The 21701-nt window shown below is 41.3% G+C and carries 21 protein-coding genes and 2 pseudogenes; 1 reads left to right on the forward strand and 22 read right to left on the reverse strand.

Annotation, left to right across the window (positions count from 1 at the left end; translation table 11 throughout):
- Positions 1–142: 142 nt before the first annotated feature.
- From groL to HT709_RS05535, 7 genes are all read right to left on the reverse strand, one after another.
- Complete coding sequence (gene groL, locus HT709_RS05505; RefSeq protein WP_138699794.1) at positions 143–1765, reverse strand: chaperonin GroEL; 1623 nt, start codon at positions 1763–1765, stop codon at positions 143–145.
- A gap of 15 nt (positions 1766–1780) precedes the next feature.
- Positions 1781–2065, reverse strand: a complete 285-nt coding sequence (groES, locus tag HT709_RS05510; protein ID WP_000917330.1) for a co-chaperone GroES — start codon at positions 2063–2065, stop codon at positions 1781–1783.
- 155 nt (positions 2066–2220) lie between these two features.
- Positions 2221–2616, reverse strand: coding sequence for a single-stranded DNA-binding protein (locus HT709_RS05515; RefSeq protein ID WP_000282467.1), 396 nt, complete (start codon positions 2614–2616; stop codon positions 2221–2223).
- A gap of 76 nt (positions 2617–2692) precedes the next feature.
- Positions 2693–3454 (reverse strand): SDR family NAD(P)-dependent oxidoreductase, encoded by a 762-nt coding sequence (locus HT709_RS05520; RefSeq protein WP_138699795.1) that lies wholly within the window; start codon positions 3452–3454, stop codon positions 2693–2695.
- A 41-nt stretch (positions 3455–3495) separates the two neighbouring features.
- Entirely contained in the window at positions 3496–4122 is a 627-nt protein-coding gene (gene ytpR / locus HT709_RS05525) for a YtpR family tRNA-binding protein (RefSeq protein ID WP_138699796.1), read from the reverse strand.
- Positions 4123–4137: 15 nt separating this feature from the next.
- Positions 4138–4455, reverse strand: coding sequence for a thioredoxin family protein (locus HT709_RS05530; protein WP_138699797.1), 318 nt, complete (start codon positions 4453–4455; stop codon positions 4138–4140).
- A complete protein-coding gene (locus HT709_RS05535) occupies positions 4452–4751 on the reverse strand; it encodes a DUF4651 domain-containing protein (protein ID WP_001013971.1) in 300 nt (99 codons plus the stop codon). Before HT709_RS05535 ends, HT709_RS05530 begins: the two co-directional genes overlap by 4 nt.
- A 93-nt stretch (positions 4752–4844) precedes the next feature.
- Between HT709_RS05535 and HT709_RS12040 the strand changes: the two genes are divergently transcribed.
- The gene (locus tag HT709_RS12040) at positions 4845–4976 is read left to right on the forward strand and encodes a hypothetical protein (protein ID WP_264175841.1); all 132 of its coding nucleotides are present in this window, start codon (positions 4845–4847) and stop codon (positions 4974–4976) included.
- Positions 4977–5000: 24 nt separating this feature from the next.
- Here the strand turns inward: HT709_RS12040 and HT709_RS05540 are convergent.
- The 15 genes and pseudogenes from HT709_RS05540 to HT709_RS05620 form a co-directional block, all read right to left on the reverse strand.
- A pseudogene (locus HT709_RS05540) lies at positions 5001–5198 on the reverse strand (N-acetylmuramoyl-L-alanine amidase family protein); the annotation flags it as partial.
- A 241-nt stretch (positions 5199–5439) separates the two neighbouring features.
- Entirely contained in the window at positions 5440–6114 is a 675-nt protein-coding gene (locus tag HT709_RS05545) for a membrane protein (RefSeq protein WP_000725711.1), read from the reverse strand.
- 4 nt (positions 6115–6118) lie between these two features.
- Positions 6119–6565, reverse strand: coding sequence for a LytTR family DNA-binding domain-containing protein (locus HT709_RS05550; protein WP_000776605.1), 447 nt, complete (start codon positions 6563–6565; stop codon positions 6119–6121).
- Positions 6566–6784: 219 nt separating this feature from the next.
- Positions 6785–7288: a phosphatase PAP2 family protein gene (locus tag HT709_RS05555; protein WP_000800914.1), complete on the reverse strand. Its 504-nt coding sequence runs from the start codon at positions 7286–7288 to the stop codon at positions 6785–6787.
- The gene (locus HT709_RS05560; RefSeq protein ID WP_000078815.1) at positions 7285–7647 is read right to left on the reverse strand and encodes a DUF2200 family protein; all 363 of its coding nucleotides are present in this window, start codon (positions 7645–7647) and stop codon (positions 7285–7287) included. The genes HT709_RS05555 and HT709_RS05560 overlap by 4 nt, the downstream gene beginning before the upstream one ends.
- Before the next feature lie 65 nt (positions 7648–7712).
- Entirely contained in the window at positions 7713–9473 is a 1761-nt protein-coding gene (locus tag HT709_RS05565; RefSeq protein WP_000428272.1) for an ABC transporter ATP-binding protein, read from the reverse strand.
- Positions 9463–11231, reverse strand: a pseudogene (locus HT709_RS05570) (ABC transporter ATP-binding protein). The gene HT709_RS05565 and the pseudogene HT709_RS05570 overlap by 11 nt, the downstream one beginning before the upstream one ends.
- Entirely contained in the window at positions 11206–11676 is a 471-nt protein-coding gene (locus HT709_RS05575) for a MarR family winged helix-turn-helix transcriptional regulator (protein WP_000360544.1), read from the reverse strand. The pseudogene HT709_RS05570 and the gene HT709_RS05575 overlap by 26 nt, the downstream one beginning before the upstream one ends.
- Positions 11677–11852: 176 nt before the next feature.
- Positions 11853–12569 (reverse strand): YebC/PmpR family DNA-binding transcriptional regulator, encoded by a 717-nt coding sequence (locus HT709_RS05580; RefSeq protein WP_000532877.1) that lies wholly within the window; start codon positions 12567–12569, stop codon positions 11853–11855.
- A gap of 694 nt (positions 12570–13263) precedes the next feature.
- Positions 13264–14679, reverse strand: a complete 1416-nt coding sequence (gene ply, locus HT709_RS05585; protein WP_001284352.1) for a cholesterol-dependent cytolysin pneumolysin — start codon at positions 14677–14679, stop codon at positions 13264–13266.
- Positions 14680–14689: 10 nt separating this feature from the next.
- Entirely contained in the window at positions 14690–15100 is a 411-nt protein-coding gene (locus HT709_RS05590; RefSeq protein ID WP_000595757.1) for a hypothetical protein, read from the reverse strand.
- Positions 15093–15701, reverse strand: coding sequence for a hypothetical protein (locus tag HT709_RS05595; RefSeq protein ID WP_000083606.1), 609 nt, complete (start codon positions 15699–15701; stop codon positions 15093–15095). Before HT709_RS05595 ends, HT709_RS05590 begins: the two co-directional genes overlap by 8 nt.
- A 12-nt stretch (positions 15702–15713) precedes the next feature.
- Positions 15714–16172, reverse strand: coding sequence for a DUF4231 domain-containing protein (locus HT709_RS05600; RefSeq protein ID WP_000186951.1), 459 nt, complete (start codon positions 16170–16172; stop codon positions 15714–15716).
- 311 nt (positions 16173–16483) lie between these two features.
- Positions 16484–20173, reverse strand: coding sequence for a DUF1542 domain-containing protein (locus HT709_RS11795; RefSeq protein WP_240156674.1), 3690 nt, complete (start codon positions 20171–20173; stop codon positions 16484–16486).
- Positions 20174–20942: 769 nt separating this feature from the next.
- Positions 20943–21497 carry a PBECR4 domain-containing protein gene (locus HT709_RS05620; RefSeq protein WP_306416194.1) on the reverse strand — a complete coding sequence of 185 codons (555 nt, stop codon included), beginning with the start codon at positions 21495–21497 and terminating at the stop codon, positions 20943–20945.
- Positions 21498–21701: the final 204 nt, after the last annotated feature.

Consider the following 21701-nt stretch of genomic DNA (forward strand, 5'->3'; position numbering starts at 1 on the left):
AGATGTTTTTTGATTTTAGGATAGTATTATTTTATCATATAAATTAGGAGAGCTCAAATCAATTTAGAAGTGAATAGCATAAAAAGGAGGGGTAGGCATTCCCTCCTTTTGTGTTTTTTATAAGTTGTTTTCTATAGAAAGCTTACATCATGCCGCCCATCATGCTTGGATCCATTGTCGGAGCCGGAGCTACTGGTTCTGGTTTATTGGCTACAACTGCTTCCGTAGTCAAAATCAAGCTGGCTACAGATGCTGCATTTTGAAGAGCTGAACGGCTCACTTTAACTGGGTCGATGATTCCCTCTTCAATCATGTTGACCCACTCGCCAGTTGCTGCGTTGAAGCCTGTACCAACTTCAGCATTTTTCAAACGATCGATAACGATTGAACCTTCAAATCCTGCATTGTGGGCGATTTGACGAACAGGTTCTTCCAAAGCACGGAGAACAATATTGCGTCCTGTTGCTTCGTCTCCTGTCAATTCCAAGGTAGCAACAGCTGGAATCACATTGGCAAGAGCTGTTCCACCACCTGCAACAATACCTTCTTCAACAGCTGCACGAGTAGCGTTGAGGGCATCTTCAATGCGGAGTTTCATTTCTTTCAACTCAGTTTCAGTTGCGGCTCCGACCTTAATAACCGCTACACCACCTGACAATTTGGCCAAGCGTTCTTGCAATTTTTCACGGTCAAATTCAGAAGTTGTAGTTTCGATTTGAGACTTGATAACCGCAACACGGTGAGAAATCGCTTCAGGATTTCCTGCACCTTCTACAATAACCGTACTATCTTTGTCCACGGTCACTCTCGCTGCTTGACCAAGAGCTTCAATTGTCGCATCTTTCAACTCAAGACCAAGGTCTTCTGTGATAACTGTTCCGCCTGTTAAGATGGCGATATCTTCAAGCATGGCTTTGCGACGGTCACCAAAACCAGGTGCCTTGACTGCTACTACGTTGAAGGTTCCACGAATCTTGTTCAAAACAAGAGTTGGAAGAGCCTCACCATCCACATCATCCGCAATAATCAAGAGTGGACGATTGCTTTGGAGAATGCTTTCCAAAAGTGGCAAGATTTCTTGGATATTGGAAATTTTCTTGTCTGTAATCAAAATGTACGGATTTTCAAGGTCAGCCACCATTTTTTCGCTATCAGTCACCATGTACTGTGAAAGGTAACCACGGTCAAACTGCATTCCTTCTACGACTTCAAGCTCTGTTTCCATACCACGTGACTCTTCGATGGTGATGACACCGTCTTTGCCAACTTTTTCCATTGCTTCAGAGATGTACTCACCAACTTTTTCAGAACGAGAAGATACGGCTGCAACTTGAGCGATAGCTTCTTTATTGGCAACAGGGATGGCGTTGTTTTTCAAAGCTTCAACTGCTGCGGCAACTGCTGTTTCAATCCCACGACGAATACCGATTGGATTTGCGCCTGCTGTGACGTTTTTGATTCCTTCACGGACGATTGCTTGGGTCAAAACAGTTGCAGTTGTAGTTCCATCACCTGCGATATCATTGGTTTTTGAAGCTACTTCTGATACCAATTTGGCACCCATATTTTCAAAATGGTCTTCTAATTCGATTTCTTTGGCAATGGTCACACCGTCATTGGTAATCAAGGGTGAGCCAAATGATTTTTCAAGAACGACATTGCAACCTTTTGGTCCCAAGGTTACTTTAACAGTATCTGCAAGGATATCGACACCACGGACCATAGCTGAACGGGCATCTGATGAAAATTTAATTTCTTTTGACATACTTACTTTCTCCTTCTATTCTTCAATGATTGCCAAGATGTTAGCTTCGCCTACGATGATATACTTTTCATCGCCATCTTTGACATCAAGACCTGCGTGGGCTTCAACTAAGACACGGTCTCCAGTTTTAACACTTGGAGCAACCAAGTCACCGTTCAAGGTACGAACACCTTGTCCAGTAGCCACAACTTGGGCTGTTTTGGTTTTTTCTTGGGCTGAGCCTGCAAGGACAAAGCCCCCAACGGTTTGTTCTTTTTCTTCTATTTTTAAGACCACACGGTCCCCTAATGGTTTCAACATCTGATTTCCTCCATAATGAGATAGATATTATTAGCACTCTTTGAACTTGAGTGCTAATTCATAATTCTATTGTATCACTTGGTCAGAAATAGTCAAGAAAAAAGTCTGACTTTCTCAAGATAAAAAGCCTGAGACCAACTCAGACTTTTTAATTCTTAAAATGGCAATTCTTCCTCTTCCAAGACTAGGTCTGCCAAGTCTTGACCTGCATTATTTTCACGCATGGCACGTTGAGCACGACTTTCCAAGAGTTGGAATCCAGTAACAAGTACTTCAGTCACATAGTTCATTTGACCATTTTTCTCAAAGCGACGGGTACGCAATTCTCCATCCACAGAAATAAGACTACCTTTGGTTGCATAGCTTGCCAAGGTTTCTGCTAGTCTGCCCCATAGAACCATATTAACAAAATCAGCTTCACGTTCCCCGTTTTGGTCTTTGTAACGACGGTTGACTGCAATAGTCGCTCGCGCTACTGACTTGTCATTGTTGGTTTTGTGCAATTCTGGTGTAGACGTTAAACGTCCAATCATGATAACTTTATTATACATATTTTTTCCTCCTACTTATCTATTCGCAGGAAATCAAAAAAAGTTACAGAAATTTGTAACTTTTCGAGAAAATTTTTTATTTTTTATGAACCATGAAACCTGTCGCCTGTTGATTGGCCATAATGGTCATATCTGTAATCTGAACACGACGAGGTTGACTGGTCACATAGACTACTGTGTCTGCAATGTCTGGTGCCTGCAAGGCTTCGATTCCCTGATAAACCGTCGCAGCCCGCTCTTTGTCACCATGAAAACGTACCGTCGAAAAATCTGTTTCGACAATTCCAGGCTGAATGGTCGTCACCTTGATATCCGTTGCGATGGTATCAATTCGCAGACCATCTGAAAAGGTCTTAACCGCTGCCTTGGTAGCTGAGTAAACAGCGGCACCAGCATAGGCGTAGATTCCTGCGGTTGACCCCATGTTGATGATATGTCCTTGATTGGCTTTTACCATTGCTGGCAAGAAAGAGCGAGTGACTGCCATCAAACCTTTGACATTGGTATCCAGCATGATCAACATATCCAACTCTTCATAGTCCTGATAGGGTGCCAAGCCTAGAGCCAGTCCGGCATTGTTGACCAGAATATCAATCTGACCTATCGTTTCTAGAATATCAGAGCAGACAATCTTTACCATGATCATATCCGTCACATCTAGTTGAAAGGTCCAGACATTTTGATTTGGGAAAGCTTCTGCAAACTCCGACTTGAGGACTTCTAGTCTGTCTGTCCGTCGTCCGGTTAGAACGACATTCTCACCCTGCTCCAGATAAGCACGCGCAATCGCTTCACCAATACCTGATGTCGCTCCTGTAATTACTACATTTTTTGCCATCTCATTTCCTTCTAGCTGGTCTATCAGATACTAACAGCTTCTTAGGCGGTCCAGTGTTTAGCTGGATCAAATGGAGTTCCAACAACTTGGTCTTCTGATAATTCAATAACACCACGTTTTTGCGGAGCATTTGGCAGATGCAATTCACGAGGACTGCACATCATGCCAAAACTCTTTTCACCACGAAGTTCACCTGGGAAAATAAGATTGCCTTTGGGCATCATAGCTCCAGGAAGAGCCACAATGGTTTTCAACCCAAGACGCGCATTAGGAGCCCCTGCAACGATTTGTACAGTCTTGTCACTTGATACTGCAACTTGGCAGATGTTGAGGTGGTCACTATCTGGATGAGCTACCATCTCGACAATTTCACCAACAACAAACTTAGGTTCCTTGTCATTGATAATTTCTTCTTTAAAACCTTCCGCCTGCAATTCTTGGTTCAAACGAGCGACTTGCTCATCTGTCAAAAAGACTTGACCGAACTCTGCAATTTCAAATAAACTTGAAACTTCAAAAATATTCCAAGCCACTGTTTCCCCATTATCTTTGAGAAAAACACGGGCTACCTTGCCTTTGCGTTCTACATCCAGTTTGGCATCTCCGCTATTTTTCACGATGACCATAAGGACATCACCGACATGTTCTTTGTTGTATGTAAAAATCATTGTTTTCTTTTTCTCCTATTTCAGTCCTGCTAAAAAGTCGTTAATTTGTTGCTTACTTTTACGGTCGCGATTAACAAAACGACCAATTTCCTTGTCCTTTTCTAGAACAACAAGGCTAGGAATTCCATAAACATCCCAGAGTTTAGCCAAATCCATATACTGGTCTCGGTCCACACGAATAAAGGTGAACTCTGGATTGGTCTCCTCAATTTCTGGCAAGGCAGGATAGATATAACGACAATCGCCACACCAGTTTGCTACAAAAAGGAAAACCTTCTTCCCATCTTTTTCCACTAAAGATGCTAATTCTTCTAAACTTGCTGGTTGTATCATAAGACTTCCTCCTCATAGACTAGGTCTTCATTTTCATAGACAAAGGTATAATGACGGCCATCCTCAAAAATGACGCCACCAACCAAGCTCTCTAGACTGCTTTCATAGACTTGAACATAGAGGGTCGCAATTTCCCCCATGTCTGAAAAATGGTCTCGCACAATCGCTGTCAACTCTTCCTGAGTCTTCATGAGCTTACGGTCATCTGCAACTTTTTTCGTAGCAAGGGCAAGGCTCCCAATACCAAGCAGGGCCAGACCTGCCATCCACATTTTTTTAGCTTTCATACCATTCATTTTAACACAAAAAAGGCTTTAGGACAAATGAGGAAGCAGCAGAAAAGCAAGTAAAAAGCCTCTTCCTTTAAGGAAAAGGACTTCTTATACTCAATGAAAATCAAAGAGCAAACTAGGAAACTAGTCGCAGGTTGCTCAAAGCACTGCTTTGAGGTTGTATATAGAACTGACGAAGTCAGCTCAAAACAGTGTTTTGAGGTTGTTGATGAAGCTGACGTGGTTTGAAGAGATTTTCGAAGAGTATTATTCTTATTGCCAGGCACCTAAGTTGCCAACGTAGTAACCATCAGGTGTGTAGGTATTGCGAAGCATCTTACCTGATGAAGCTAGATCATACCACTTGCCATTATCTTTGACCCAATCATTCGCAATCATGGCACCAGAAGAACTTACATAGTACCATTTTCCCTTGTCATAAACCCAAGCGCTTGCTTTCATGGCTCCTGAGCAATTAAAGGTTCAAAAAACTGTCCAATATCCTTCATTTTTTTAAAGCATTTTACACTACATCATCCACGCTGTAGGACATAGATACATCAAACGTAAGAGCCAAAATATCGAAAAATATACAACTTTTAAAGGCAACATTTCATTTTTTAAAGTCTAACAACCATAGAACTGAAATCAGAGCAAGGCTTCAATTTCCTACTCTTAGTACGCCTATTTTGATGATTGAAGTGAAGATTTTTTATTTAACGTAGACAATTCCCAACTTCCCAAAGGCCACATCTCCACGGATAATCAAGGTTTTGCTGGTTGGGGCTAGAGGGGCATCTGCCTTGGCTACACCACAGAAAGTTTCCACCTTCAAATCAACTCTCCAATGTTGGGGAACATAGATAACTGCATTGCCAAAACCAACTTCTACTTTCAGGGTTGCAGTGTCTCCTAAAATCTCTGCATTGTCGTAATATATCTTGGCATTTCCGAAGCCAACTTCTACTTGGTCTTCTACCAATTCTTGATTTTGCTTGTAGAAAGTCCCAGTCCCAAAAGCGACTTCCTTATCTGTAAGAATGGTCTTTTCACCATCATACCACCATTTTTTCCCGTTCCAAGTTCTGTTAGAATGAGTGAGTACGCTGACACCCATTACGATTAAAATACTAGCCCAGAACAATGACTGATTTGGAATCGGTAAAATGTCATAAAAATGATTAGCAATCATGAGAGCTACAAAAGTTGTAAAAACTGCTGATGTCAGATGACGACGAAGCAAAGCTTCAACTGATTGATAGGCAAAAAATGCAATACCAAGCAAGGGCCAAATATGCCCTCCCAGAGAAGGGATTCCAAAATTTCCTTGTAATAATATTAAAGCCGCCAAAATAAGCAACACAATACCAAATGCTTTCTTTTTCATGTTCTTACCTCATGTTTCTTAGATTTTCTTTTAGGAGGGATTGGTAATGCCGTGACACATGAACCTCCTTGTGGGTCTGATAAAAGGAAATGGTGCCCGTTCCTGAAAAGGACTTGTCCACCGAATAGATTTGCCGAATATTAGCGATCGTTGACTTGGATACCCGACTAAAATAACGAGGAAGGATAGCCTCTAACTCATAGAGTTTAAGCCGAACCTCGTAGGCGTCTTTCTGGGTATGGGCGTAAATCTTGCTACCTTCTGTCTCAAAGAAGAGAATTTCCGACAAGTCCAGATAATATTCACCTGTTCCCTTGTAAAAAATCAACCTAGGAGACTTGGATTCTTGCAAGAGGCGCTGTAAATCCGCAATCTCATCTGTCAAAGCCGCTGCCTTGATGACAATTTCAGTTTCCTCTAAATTGCTGTCAATTTCGATTCGTAACTTCATTCCATCTCCTTTCTGACTCTACTATATCAAAGGCAAAATAAGAAAACAAGAGCAAAAAAGCAAGTGGTTACTTTAGGCACGTAAGTGGTTCTAGGACCGCCTTATACTCTTCGAAAATCAAATTCAAACCACGTCAGCGTCGCCTTACCGTACTCAAGTACAGCTTGCGGCTAGCTTCCTAGTTTGCTCTTTGATTTTCATTGAGTATTAACTTACAGGTCAAAATAGAAAGAAAAGCACACCCCACACAAGACCACAAATATAACCAACTACTACATCCTTGGGATAATGCACTCCCCCTAAGACTCTCACTAGACCGAGGAGGGCTGATAATGTCAAACAAATCATCCCCATAGTTAGACTAGCATGCAAGCAAGCCATGGAGATAATGGTTGCTGAAAAGACATGACGACTGGGCATAGACTGACCAGGACTATCTCTGTCAAGCAAGGGTTTAATATCCCATTCCTCATAAGGCCTAGGGGCATTGATTTTCTTACGGAAAAGAGACAAAATTACAAAACCTGACGCAGGGACAAACACATAGATACAGACCTGTTTCCCTAAGCCTTCTTGGAAATAGGTAGTGGCTAACAAGGTTAGATAAACTATAGGCATAACTACTGTCATCAACCGATTGAAAGTTCTTAACAAGCTCAGAAGAAAGGGCTTATTTTCAATCTTACTAGCAATGTGGCCATACCATTCTTGATAATTTTTCATTTCAATTTCTCATATTTTTCTAGAACTTGTTGAGATGTTTTCCCCTTGGCAAGCCAATCTACTAATTTATCCAAGCGACGTATTTCTTGCAACAAAGGATCATCAATTTCCTCAATACTAACCCCACAAATCTTTCCTGTAATCGCTATCCGTTCAGGAGCATAAGACGGCGCCTGTCGAAAAAAATCTCCATCAGTAAGATCTTTATTCAGACAAGTGAGGATGTCACTCACTTCATAACCTGTCAGCCAACTGGTCACTTGGTGAACGGATTCTGCCCTTCCCCCCTTTCGCTCGACCTTGGCAAGCAAGGCTAGATAGACCGCAACAAATTTCATATTGTATAATTTCTGACTCATACTTCTCTCTTTCTATGTATACTAGTATAAATAAGAAAAAGAAGGCCGTCAAGCCTTCTTTCGATTTATTCTTCTGCTTCGTATTCTGTAAATTGACTGTTGTAGAGGTCAGCGTAGAAACCAGCTTGCGCCATTAGCTCATCATGATTGCCTTGCTCGATGATATTTCCATCTTTCATAACCAGAATAAGATCAGCATTACGAATGGTTGACAAGCGGTGGGCGATGACGAAGGAAGTTCTGCCCTCCATCAAACGATCCATGGCTTTCTGAATCAATTCCTCTGTACGGGTATCAACAGAAGAAGTCGCCTCATCTAGGATTAGGAGTGGCGCATCTTTTAACAAAGCACGAGCAATGGTCAAGAGTTGTTTTTGTCCGACAGACAAGGTCACTGTATCATCCAAGACGGTATCATAAGCATCTGGTAGGGTCATAATAAAGTGGTGAATCCCTACAGCCTTGCTGGCTTCAATCACACGCTCATCACTAATACCTGTTTGGTTATATATGAGATTGTCGCGAATAGTCCCTTCAAAGAGCCAAGTGTCCTGCAAGACCATTGAAAAGGCATCATGTACTTCCGAACGCTTCATCTCCTTGGTATCCACGCCATCGATGCGGATACTTCCCTTATCAATCTCATAAAACTTCATCAAAAGATTGACAATGGTTGTCTTCCCAGCTCCGGTCGGTCCGACAATGGCAACCTTTTGACCTGCATGAGCAGTCGCAGAAAAGTCATGGATAATGGTTCGCTCTGGTGTATAACCAAAGGAGACTCGATCAAAGACTACTTGACCTTTCATATCGCTCAATTGTCTTTCTTTATGGGATTCGTCTTCCATTTCCTCTTCAGCTAGGAATTCGAAGACACGTCCCATGGCTGCACTAGCCTGCTGCAAACTAGTAATCCCTTGGGCGATTTGTGAAAGAGGCTGAGAAAAGATACGAACGTAGGCCATAAAGGCAACGATAATCCCGATACTGATGTGCCCATTTAAGGCCAAGGCCGCACCAACGATAATCACCAAGGCATAGCTAAAGTTCCCAATAAACATCATAATCGGCATCATAATCCCTGAAATAAATTGAGATTTCCAGATACTATCATACAGACGATGGTTTAATTTCGCAAACTCTTCTTTCGTGCTCTCGATGGCATTGTAACTGGTCACCACATTATGGCCAGAGTACATTTCCTCCACATAGCCATTGACAGCCGCCAAATCCTGTTGTTGACTCTTAAAGAAGCCCTGCGATTTGCCCATAAAGACGAACACGAAAACAAAACCAATAAGGGTTGACACAACCGTCACCAAGGCTAAAATCCAGTTCATTCCAAACATGGTTACCAAGACTGCCACGACCAGTAAACTAGATGAAAGAACTGTTCCCAGACTTTGATTGAGGGACTGAGCTGCAGTGTCAACGTCATTGGTTACACGAGACAAAGTATCCCCCTGAGAGTGTCCATCAAAATATCCCAATGGTAGGCGATTGATTTTCTCTGCAATAGCTCTTCTCAAACGCTCTGAAAAACGTTGAATAGCTGTTGTAAACAGAAAGGCCTGTAAATAATTTGATAGAAGTCCGATCACATAAATCACGGCCAAAAAACCACCAATAGCTGCAACCGCCGCGACATCCACACTTGTTTCCAGACCACTGGCAATAATATTAGTCATTTCCTTGATGCGAATCGGCCCATAAACAGTAATGATATTGGATACGATTGTTGCTAGAAAGGCTATCAGAAGGGCAAACTGGAGGCCTGCAAGATAGGGTTTACTCTGTTTCCAAAGAGACATTTTCTTATTTTCCATGTTCCAATTCCTCCTTCGATAGTTGTGAATAGGCAATTTCTTGGTAAACTTCGTTATTAGCTAGAAGTTCCTTGTGGGTGCCTTGTCCCACGACTTTTCCTTGATCCAAGACCAAAATCAAATCAGCATCCATAATCATTGAAATACGCTGTGCGACGATGAGTTTGGTCATAGACTTGGTTTTCTCTGCTAGCTCTTGACGAAGAACTCGATCTGTCTTGTAGTCCAAGGCTGAGAAGGAGTCATCAAAGATGAGGATTTCTGGCTTCCGAGCTAATGCACGCGCAATTGCTAGACGCTGTCTTTGACCACCTGAGAAGTTGGTTCCTCCTTGGGCCACTTCTGACGCTAAGCCCGCTTCCTTGTCTTCGATAAAGTTCTTAGACTGGGCCAATTCCAAAGCTTGCCACATAGCCTGCTCACTAAGTGGTGTTTCTTGACTCTGTCCAAAGTCTAGATTGCCCTTGACATCACCTGAAAAGAGAACCGCTTTCTGAGGAATATAGCCAACCTTGTTGCGCAAATCTTCTAAGGCATAGTCTTGAACATTGACACCGTCCACCAGAATTTCTCCTGCTGATACATCATAGAAACGTGGAATCAGATTGACCAGAGTTGATTTACCAGAACCTGTTGACCCAATAAAGGCCACTGTTTGACCAGCTTCTGCTCTAAAGCTAACATTCTCAATAACCGCCTCCGAATTTGCCGCATAGCGGAAGGTCACATCCTTAAATTCGACCTGACCTTGGAGGTTTTCATCAGCCTGCTGCACTTGAGCAGGATTTTGGATAGAAGAATGCAAATCTAAAACTTGATTAATCCGCTTAGCAGAGACCATGGTTCGGGGAAGAACGATGAAGAGCGCCCCCATGAGAAGGAAGCCCATGACAACCTGCATGGCATAAGACATGAAAACAACCATGTCACTAAAGAGAGGCAGACGCGCTGTCGCAGCAGCATCGTTGATTACATAGGCCCCAATCCAGTAAATCGCCACACTCAAACCACTTGAAATCCCCATCATGATGGGATTTAAAATGGCCATAAGACGGTTGACAAACAAATTCAAGCGTGTCAATTCATCATTTGCTGCTGCAAATTTTTCATTTTGGTAATCCTCTGCATTATAGGCACGAACGACACGAATACCTGTTAAACTCTCACGAGTGATACTGTTCAGTTTATCAGTCAGACTTTGAATCAAGGACTGTTTCGGAAAGGCTAGCGTCATCAAGACTGTTGTCATTAAAACGTTGACAATCACTGCCACAAGTACGGCCCAGAGCCAGTATTCTGAATGACCTAAAATCTTCCCGATAGCCCAAATAGCCATAATTGGACCACGCGTAACCACTTGCAAGCCCATAGTAATCAACATCTGAACCTGAGTAATATCATTGGTGGTACGAGTTAAAAGACTGGGAATAGAGAATTTCTTAATCTCTGTCTGCGAGTAATCCAAAACTCGGTTAAAATATCACTTCTCAGCCTACTAGTATAAGAAGCCGCCACTCGGGATGCAAAAAATCCAACTGCAACTACGGACAAGAAGGCAAGAAAGGACATTCCCACCATCATACTCGCCGGCTGCCACAACTCATCTAAATTAGTTCCTTGACTACCTAGCAAATCCGTAATTTTCGAGATATAGGTCGGCACTTCCAACTCCAGATAGACCGAAAAGCAAGTAAAGAGAATGGCTAGTAAAATCATCCCCCATTCTTTTCTACTAATTCGTTTGGCTAATTTCTTCATTCTCTCCTCCTATTCCCTTGATATTTGCCTGTAGTTGACCGAGAACTTTCTCAAAAATCAGTAATTCATCTTCATCAATGTCTTCCATCAACTGCTTGTCTATGCGTTCAAAAAAAGCCTTAACCTCTTGCATCTGAGAACGTGCTTTGTTCGTCAGACGAACAAATTTAGCCCGCTTATCGCTGGGATTCTCCTCCAATTCCACCAAACCATTTTGCACCATACGCTTGACCAAATTACTAGCAACAGACTTGGTAATATTGAGTTCCTGCTCGATATCTTTAATCAAGACCAAGTCTTGGTTTTTCTCACGATTATCCAAAAAACGTACAACCTGACCTTGAGGCCCACCCATAAATTCAATACCACAACGTTTGGCTTCCTTTTGCACCATGAGGTGAATCTGATGACCAAAACGCTTAAAGACTAACATCGGTTTGTCCATACAAACTCCTTTCTAACTATCACATTTAGTTCCCCTAGGAACTAAATAAGTTTCCGTGAGAACTATTTTACCACTTTGAAAAGAGATGTCAAGAAAAAGTTTCCTAGAGAACTATTTTTTTGATTTAAAAAATCCCAAGTGATTTTTTCACTTAGGATCATATTTGCTAGGTTAATTTAGAACCCGTCTACGTTTGTGTAGATTTTTTGTACGTCTTCGTCGTCTTCAAGAACGCTGTAAAGTTTTTCAAAGGTTTCAAGGTCATCGCCTGACAATTCCACTTCTGACTGAGGAATCATTTCCAATTCAGTCACTTGGAATTCTTCGATACCTGACTCACGAAGGGCAACGATAGCCTTGTGAAGGTCAGTTGGAGCTGTGTAAACTGTGATTGTACCTTCTTCTGCTTCTACATCATCCACATCCACATCTGCTTCAAGCAATTGCTCAAAGACTGCATCGGCATCTTCACCTGCAAATACGATAACTCCCTTGTTGTCAAAGAGGTATGAAACCGAACCTGAAGCGCCCATGTTTCCTCCGTTTTTACCAAAAGCTGCACGGACATTAGCCGCTGTACGGTTGACATTTGAAGTCAAAGTATCCACGATCAACATAGAACCATTTGGTCCAAAACCTTCGTAACGTCCTTCTGTAAAGGTTTCGTCTGTGTTTCCTTTTGCTTTATCAATCGCTTTATCAATAACGTGTTTTGGCACTTGGGCTTGTTTAGCACGGTCGATAACGAATTTCAAAGCTGAGTTTGATTCTGGATCTGGATCACCTTTTTTAGCTGCTACATAGATTTCTACACCAAATTTTGCATATACTTTAGAGTTAGCTCCATCTTTAGCCGTTTTCTTGGCTACGATATTGGCCCATTTACGTCCCATTAGGAATCTCCTTTTTTCACATTTTAATCTTTCTTATTATAACACAAGTTTTTTCGATTTTCACTAGAGGAAATGGATTTTATTCAGTAAATCCAACTAGGATAGCACTTTTGTTGCCAAGATGGTCTTGCCTTTCCATCCTTATCAACATTCAAAAAACAAACTAGACCATTATCTGAAAATAGAAAGTTTCTACCAAGTTTGACAAAGTCCGCTCAAACTACTGTTTAGAGTTTGTAGATATAATCGACAAAAACAATCATACTGCACCTTTTATTGACAGTCTACTCCAGACATATCATAGTTCAAGTAAATACTTTGAAATTCAACAGTTCTTATAGGCGCTATTGTATTCTAAGAAATCAATAGAAGAATTTCTAACCAAACATCTATTACTCAATGAAAATCAAAGAGCAAACTCGAAAACTAGCCACAGGTTGCTCAAAACACTGTTTTGAGGTTGCAGATAGGGCTGACGTAGTTTGAAGAGATTTTCGAAGAGTGTAATTTATGTGTTCCTGAAACAGAAATGTATGCTCTTTTTGATTTCACATGATACTGAAGTTAGACTAGTACAACGGCACTTCTAAAACAAGTAAAAGGTAGCTAATTCCCTGTATAGCAAGGAGTTTCACTACCCATTTTACTTTTTCTTACAGCTACGGTTTGATAGACTCATTTTAAAATCACGAGCCTAGTCATTTTCTACCTTATCCTCTACCTGAGGATAAAGAGTCGTTCCCCAAATAGAAATCGTCCGCTTACGCACTAGTGGCAAATCGGTTTTTTCATAAACCGTACGCCACCATTCCCAGGCAAGTCCGGTACACTCTCTAATTTTGACAGAGAGATTGCGAACATTCCCTTTTAAAGGAATACTAGTGGTAAAATGAGCCGTCAAATCCTGCCCATTTCTGTCCCAAGCCTTAGGAGTCAAAACTTCCTTACCTTGATTATCATAGGATAATTCATCCCAAGTAATGTAATATTGGGCAACATAGGCACCACTATGATCCAAAAGTAAATCTCCGTTTCTATAGGCTGTCACCTTAGTCTCAACATAGTCTGTACTGTTTTGAAAGGTCGCAACTACATTGTCCCGTAAAAAAGAAGTTGTATAAGAAATCGGCAAACCTGGATGATTGGCTGTAAAGCGACTGCCTTCTTGAATCAAGTCCTCTACCATATCCACCTTGCCTGTTACAACTCGGGCACCCGAACTCGGATCCCCTCCTAAAATAACCGCCTTCACTTCTGTATTGTCCAAAATCTGTTTCCACTCTGTCTGAGGAGCTACCTTGACTCCTTTTATCAAAGCTTCAAAAGCAGCCTCTACTTCATCACTCTTACTCGTGGTTTCCAACTTGAGATAGACTTGGCGCCCATAAGCAACACTCGAAATATAGACCAAAGGACGCTCTGCAGAAATTCCTCTCTGTCTTAAATCCTCTACCGTTACAGTATCTTGAAACACATCTCCTGGATTTTTAACAGCATCTACGCTGACTGTATAATAAATCTGCTTAAAATTAACAATCTGAATCTGCTTTTCGCCCGAATGGACAGAATTAAAATCAATATCAAGAGAATTCCCTGTCTTTTCAAAGTCAGAACCAAACTTGACCTTGAGTTGTTCCATGCTGTGAGCCGTGATTTTTTCATACTGCATTCTAGCTGGGACATTATTGACCTGACCATAATCTTGATGCCACTTGGCCAACAAATCGTTTACCGCTCCGCGAACACTTGAATTGCTGGGATCTTCTACTTGGAGAAAGCTATCACTACTTGCCAAACCAGGCAAATCAATACTATAAGTCATCGGAGCACGATCGACCGCAAGAAGAGTGGGATTATTCTCTAACAAGGTCTCATCCACTACGAGAAGCGCTCCAGGATAGAGGCGACTATCGTTGGTAGCCGTCACGGAAATATCACTTGTGTTTGTCGACAGGCTCCGCTTCTTTCTTTCGATAACAACAAACTCATCGGGTAGTTGATTCCCCTCTTTGATGAAACGATTTTCAATACTCTCTCCCTGATGGGTCAAGAGTTTCTTTTTATCATAATCCATAGCTAGTATAAAGTCATTTACTGCTTTATTTGCCATATTCTTCCTCCTAATAAGTTCCTGGATTGAGTTGCATAAACTCAGACTTGTTCAGCGAAATCAGCCGTGGTTGGACTAAGTGATCCAAAATTTCCTCGTACAATTCTTCTGAGACATTGCGTCGCCGTCTAGCTAGATAAGAAGTCGGAATGACCGTATTATCCAACATAAATACCTTATCTAAGTCAATCAAGGTTGGTCTTGTAAAAGGATTACGAGCTAGATCCGGCTCTTCTATCATAAAGTTCTTGACCAAACGTCTGGTCAAGAGAGCTGGTTTGAAGGTCTGATTTTTAACCAACTCTTTGTTTTTAGTCATGCTGTTGTCAATACAAATATACATATGATTCTTCACAGCCAAATCGCTACTAATAGTCGGAAAAGGCAAATAAAGAGCTACAACATCTCCTCTCTTAATCAAGCAAGAGCACCCCCTTTTCTCCTAATGTAACATAGACAGGATTGACCAAGTCTTCTGATTGACTCAGTGTTTCCAAAGTTTGAGTTTGGCGCCCTGTCAATTTAGTAGCATCTTGTCTCTTCAATACAAAATGCTTGTCGCCAATAACCTTGACACTATAATCCTTCTCCAAAGCTGACTGGTAAATCCACATCAGATATTGTCTGTCCTGAGAACTCAAGAGAGAAGGATGTTCAAGTCTCCCGATAGTCTGATAAAAATCAAAAACAGGAGCCAAAGCTTGCCAATCTGACTGGCTAGTTGTCAAGGCTAGAAAAAGGGCTTTGCGAGCTGATACTTCTTGATTAGCCTTGAGAGTCCCCTTGCCCTCCAAGTTTTTTAAAAAGTGGGAAACTCCAGAAAGCAAATCTTTCTCTAACTGCGAGAAATAAAAACCTTGCCTTCCCAGACACAAGTCTCTCAAGTCGCTTTCTCTAGCAAATAAGAGTTCAAACAGTTGATAATAAAAGAAAAATATCTGGCACTGAGTTGCGCTCATCTTTTCCTTGTCGGCTTCTTTTTTTAACCAGAGCAAGGGCAATAGGTAGCTGGATTGAGACATTTCCTCCACCTCCTACTCTTTTTTCTCTGGAGCATCTGCACTAGCTGCCACTTCTTTTGACTGGATACTTTCCCACTGGTTGATTTCCTCTGAGATAAGACCTTCGCATGTCTTGACAAATAGGGCAAAAGTCTTGGTTTTTCCTGCATATTTCTCTGTTTGGCATTGATAGAGGAATTTTTCTCTCTCCAGGAGTTGCGCAGTCTTTTGGTAAGAAATCCAATGTTCCTTTGCATTATACAAATTGAGAATCCCTTCACACAGCAAGCCTAAACTGGATAAGGCAACCGAAATCAAACGGTAGCGATCACCTGGCATAGGAACAGCACAAAAGACAGCTATGAGGAAACCTGCCACGATTTCTGTTATTTTTAATACCTTATAGCGTCTACGATGTTGAACGCTTTTCTTTAAAAAATGAGCTATCTGCACGTCCAATCGATCTGTCAGGTACATTTCTTCTGGCGTCATGTTCGTAACCCCTTTCATTTACTTTGATAATCATAGTATAACATATTTGAATATCAAAGTATAGTAAAAACTGAACTATAACTTATTATAAAATCTAAATATGAAATATTTGTGAAATAAGGGAAAAATATCACAAAAAGGATGGAACAAAAAGTTTCAAAATGATAAAAACGCATAATACCTTGCCTTAAAAAGCTTGATATTATGCGTTTTATCAGAGAAAGATTTTCTGAATGTTCACCTCAAATTGAGTTTTTCCAACATTCTATCAATCACTATTCTAGCTGGTTTCCGACTCGGCTAAGTTTGACTTATCTTAACTGAGCAAGAACAGCTTTGAGTTTCTCAATCAACTCCTCTTCTGTGTGGTCAGACTCTTTCTCATTGGCTAGGAAGGCAACTGCTTGAGCGAGAGCTTCTCGTGCTTGGTCAAGGACTTTCGCATCTACATTTGTAAGGTCGCTTTCTTGCAGAACCTTAGTCAGTTCCTTAGTCAATTTCTTGAGTTCTGACTCTTTCTTGCGACGAGCGATGAGGAAGAGAAGGAGACCAAGAAGGGCGAGCAGGCTAGCAATCATGGTACCATATGGAAGATGACCTTGCTCTTTGCTTGTTTCTTGCATTTCCTCTTTATCCTTAGTCGCTTGCTTACCTTTCAAGGATTCGAGTGCTTCTTTGATCTTAGCAGTCATCTCTCTCAAGTCTGCTTCCGTCAAGTCAGTATTTCTAAGGGCTTCTTGACCCTCTCCGAGAATGATCTTCACAGCGTCGATGACAGATTGATCAATACCATCCAAGTCTTTCAAACGAGTTTCCAAGTCTCCAATCAAATCTCTTAAGACGGATTTATCAACCTGTTTCTCTTGACTCGATTGAGTGCCACCAGCAAAGGTTACACTTCTCCGGTTACGGATTGGTGGTGTCACACTGGTGTTAGTGTTGCCACCGTTATTAGTGTTGCCACCGGTGTTGGTGTTGCCACCGTTATTAGTGTTGCCACCGTTATTAGTGTTACCACCATTGTTAGTGTTGCCACCGGTGTTAGTGTTGCCACCAGCGTTAGTGTTGCCACCATTGTTAGTGTTGCCACCATTGTTGGTGTTACCACCGGTGTTAGTATTGCCACCATTGTTGGCGCTTGCTGTGGCTGTGACCTTATTGATTTCAGCAATACCAGCAGTCTTCGCATTCTCTACATCAGTTTGTGTCTTAGCTTTATCAATCTCAGCTTCCGCTGCTGTAACTGCTGCCTCTACTTGACGATTAGCGGCTTCCTTCTCTTCATTTGTGATATGAGGAGTTCCTGCTAGAGCGTTTTTCTTCTCGTCAGCTTTTCTGCGTAGTTCTTGCTTAGCTTGAGTGTTAGCAGTTCCTGTGGCTGTAACGTTATTAATTTCAGTAACTCCTGTAGTTTTGGCTGTATCTACCGCTGTATTTGTTGTTGCTGTATCTACGTTTGAGATTGCTGTTGTTTCTTTCTCTGTTACTGTTCGCTTAGCTGTAGCTTTTTCTTCATCTGTTAAGCCTGCTTGTTTGTCTATCTCACCTCGTTTAGTATTTGCGGCTTGTTTGATAGCTTCTTTTGCTTCAGGTTTTTTAGTTCCTGTGGCTGTAACGTTATTAATTTCAGTAACTCCTGTAGTTTTGGCTGTATCTACCGCTGTATTTGTTGTTGCTGTATCTACGTTTGAGACTGCTGTTGTTTCTTTCTCTGTTACTGTTCGCTTAGCTGTAGCTTTTTCTTCATCTGTTAAGCCTGCTTGTTTGTCTATCTCACCTCGTTTAGTATTTGCGGCTTGTTTGATAGCTTCTTTTGGCAAATCTTTCCCTATCGGGTTCACGCCGTTAATATTTTCCAACCCCTTGTGCAAGGCATCATCCACCTTAATAAGGCTGTCGGCATTTTCAATATCGCGTGTAGCTTGACGTGCATAGGTATTAACTATTGCAGTAGCACCATCTCGCTCTACAGACGAAAGGCTTCCATTCTTACCAAGGCTATCATTTTTACGTTGTCTCGCTTTCTCTATTTCATCCTTAGCATCACCTTTTGCCTCGGCATATGTTCTGGCATGCCATTGGTTTGCAAGAAATAATTCGGCCCCCTCTCTGCCTCTTAATCCAAAAGCATATACCAGTTTTTTAACATCATTATTTCCCACGGTATTAAATGACAATCTATATTTTCTGTCACTATTGGGCAATTCAAAATAGTATAACTCTCCTCTACTTGAATTGATAATGTCAAACTTTCCATCTGAAACCTTTTGATTTTCTCGGCTTTCAGCTCGTCTCTCATAAGGATTGGTTCCTCTAGGTCCCCTCCTTGCCAAATCGTTTAGACTTCCAGACGGCATTGGATTCAATGTGAATCTATTATTAACGCCAGTAGACGTCGTAGTCCCTTTAGTAACCCTACCAAATTGCGCTCTTGAGTCTCTAAGTAGTTCTAAAATACTACTAGTATTTGGAGATCTAGTTGTAGTTCCTCCACTTTTTTCTGTTATGCTAAAAGCATCCGAATTGTGTTTAAATTCTTGACCCGAAGGAACAGTAAACCAAACTTGTGTATTCCCCGGTAATCTCCTGTGCTGATTATTAATTTCAATATCCCAATGAAATCCATCTTCCGTTGATGTTACTGTAGCTTTAATATATTTTTCAGCCTCTGATACCAGCTTCGTTGAGTTATCTCTATATTTTCTATTTGAATAGAAAACATAGGTATACTTATCATAAGGAGAATTTCCCCTATCACCTGATTTCTCAAAATAACTTTCTTGAGCTGTTCTAAAGGCTTCAGAGTAGTTTTCGCCAGCTCTTGCAGCTCTTGTAACTCTCGAACTACGAAAGTCAGAGTAGCCACCATCACGTGGTTGAGGAGTTACTCCTCCAGCTGTAGTTTCCTCACCATATTTTTCTTCCAGCACTCCTTCGATGAGGTCTCGGGATTTTTTCAGGTCGACTAGGGCAGCTGCAAAATCTTCTTGGCTGATGGTATCACCCTTAGAAAAAGCTTCATTGAACTTATCAGCTGCTGCTTTTGCTGCTTGGATTTTATCTTCCGACGCTTGATTTTCTTTAAGTCGTTTGACAATAGACTCTAATTCATCTTTTAGTCCATAGACGCCGTTTTCACCTTCTGTCGTATTAGTGTAGGTTGGGAGTTCTCGTGGAGTAGATTGAGAGTTGGCTTCAGGTGCTGCTTCCTTTCCTCCATCAGTTGGACTAACTTGGTTCGCAACTGCTCCAGGCTCGATTGTTCCCCCTCTTTTACGACGCTTTCCACCAGTTGCTTGCTCAGTTGCAGTTCCGTTTGGTTCGACAAGCTTATTATTTGTCGAACTTGCTTCACCCAAGTCTGTCAATTTTGGTAGCGATGGCTCCAAGGCTTGATTGACACGGCTCGTCAGCTCTTCCATAGCTCTTACTTGCTCATCAACTTGCGCTTGCGTCGCTTTTGGATTTTCTAAGACAGCCTTAGCTGCTGCTAGACCTGCTTCCACTTCATCGTGAAGCGCTTTCATGGAGCTAAGAGTTAGTTTTTCCAACAAAGCTTGCAGATTGCCTTGGGTACTTTTTGCCACTGTCGTATCAGCGGCAGATATAGCCTGGTCTTGCTCTTTTACTCTCTCTGATTGAGAAGTTTCTTGAGCAGCTGGTTTTGCCTCTGGTTTGGTAGGAGCAAGGTCAGCTGTTTCCTGCCCCTTACTAGCGTCCTCGGCTTTAGTCTCTGGAGAGTTTGACTCCCTTGTAGACTGGAGCTCAGCCGACGGTTCAGTCTGAGAGACCTTCTCTGACTCTTCCCCATCTGAATTTCCAGCAGATCCAGCAACTACATCACTGGCTGTTGCCGAAGATACCGCAGGTGCCTGCGCTTGCACCCCATTTGCAAAGAACATCAGAGCCGCAACCGCAACGCTAGCAGCCCCAAAATGGTATTTACGGATGGAATAACGGAAAATTTTCTCTCCATTACCATCATTCTTTTTCTTGAACATAAGTGAATCCTTTCCTCGCCTGAGGGTTTCTCCGAGCTTAGAAAGCGCGCAAAAAGCCGACAGACGATAATATATCAATTATATAGTAACACTTCTGACATACAAATCAACCCCACCGCTGATAGTATAGAGTCAGGAAATGCAAGAAAAAAGCGACATTATATATATATGCACAGATGTGTAAAGCCTTTTGATACAACCTATTTTTTAACAAAGATACAATAGTTATACTACATTTATATATGCTCAACATCCTCTGTGCCAATGTTACAATATTATTACATTTTGATTACACAAACATTTCGAAATATATGATAGAAGGCTGAGTATTTTATAGTAATTCTCTTCCTATCAATTAGGTCAACAGTCGAGTGTTACACCCTATCCTCATCAAAGGACTATGATCAGCATTTCCTAGCCGCTAGGACGCTCCAAATCACCTATTCTAAGTCCATCACTAGCTTGGTCAGTAAGATACCTACGACAAGGCGACGTTGACGTGGTTTGAAGAGATTTTCATTGAGTATAATTTTAACTTCTTACTTTTCATTCCTATTCCTTAAATAAAAAGCTCACTAAAAAAGTGAGCAACATTTCCAATGAGATACTTCTGTTGACGAGCGCGTCTCTCCGCCCCCTCATTGCCTTGCGAAGAGGCTTGGCGAATCGAAAGGAGGTGTTTTTTCCTGTTTTCAATTCTACTTATTTTTGCACATTTTTTTAATTTTATCAAACAAAAAAACGCAAGTCGAAGCCTGCGAAAAGTTTTTTATAACCATTTAATTTCTTTCACATCTGTTTTACGAACTTTAGCATATTTCTTAGCGCTTGTAAAATGTAGAGTAACCGGTTTAAACACTCCACTTTTATCTCTTCGTAAACCTAAAATTGCGGATCTTTTGTTTCTATCTTCAAAAAATATGACGTCCAACTTCATAGTGTTTTTAGATAAATCTTTGGCTAGGATACAACAACTTGTTATCTTAGAATAGAAGATATCACCGATAAAACTATACAAAGATATCCTTTCTATAACATCGTTGTACATGGGATTATTTTTATATTCTTCCAAAATAAAAACACCAGCTTGAATAGCAGGTATTGTTTGACTAGCATAATCTCGTGTGATTTTGTGCAAGCCAAATAAGTGATGTAAATCAGTCAAGCAAAAATCTACTTCGAAAGTCTCTAAATGCTTATAATTCGTTGATACTTGACATGTTTTTCCATCGAATTTCTCTTGATAATCTAAAATACAATCAAGTAATTTCAACGACAAACTCCATATTTTCTCAAAATAAAAAAAGCACGGGGCAGTTCTCACTACTGCCCAAAGTGGATGATTAGAGTCGGCTTCTCTAACTCCCTATGTTGTGCTTATTAGGCTTATCGCAAGGGAACAGTTTTTAGCTCTGCCAAGCCACATAGCGTGCTTACTACTATGTGTCCATGTCTCCATGGATTGCCGAGCGGTTTAACGACGTTTTGGGAGTCGGGATAACGAGAAAAGTGATACTTTTACGTTTTT

The sequence above is a fragment of the Streptococcus sp. 1343 genome (assembly GCF_013277355.1).
Taxonomy (GTDB): Bacteria; Bacillota; Bacilli; order Lactobacillales; family Streptococcaceae; genus Streptococcus; species Streptococcus pseudopneumoniae.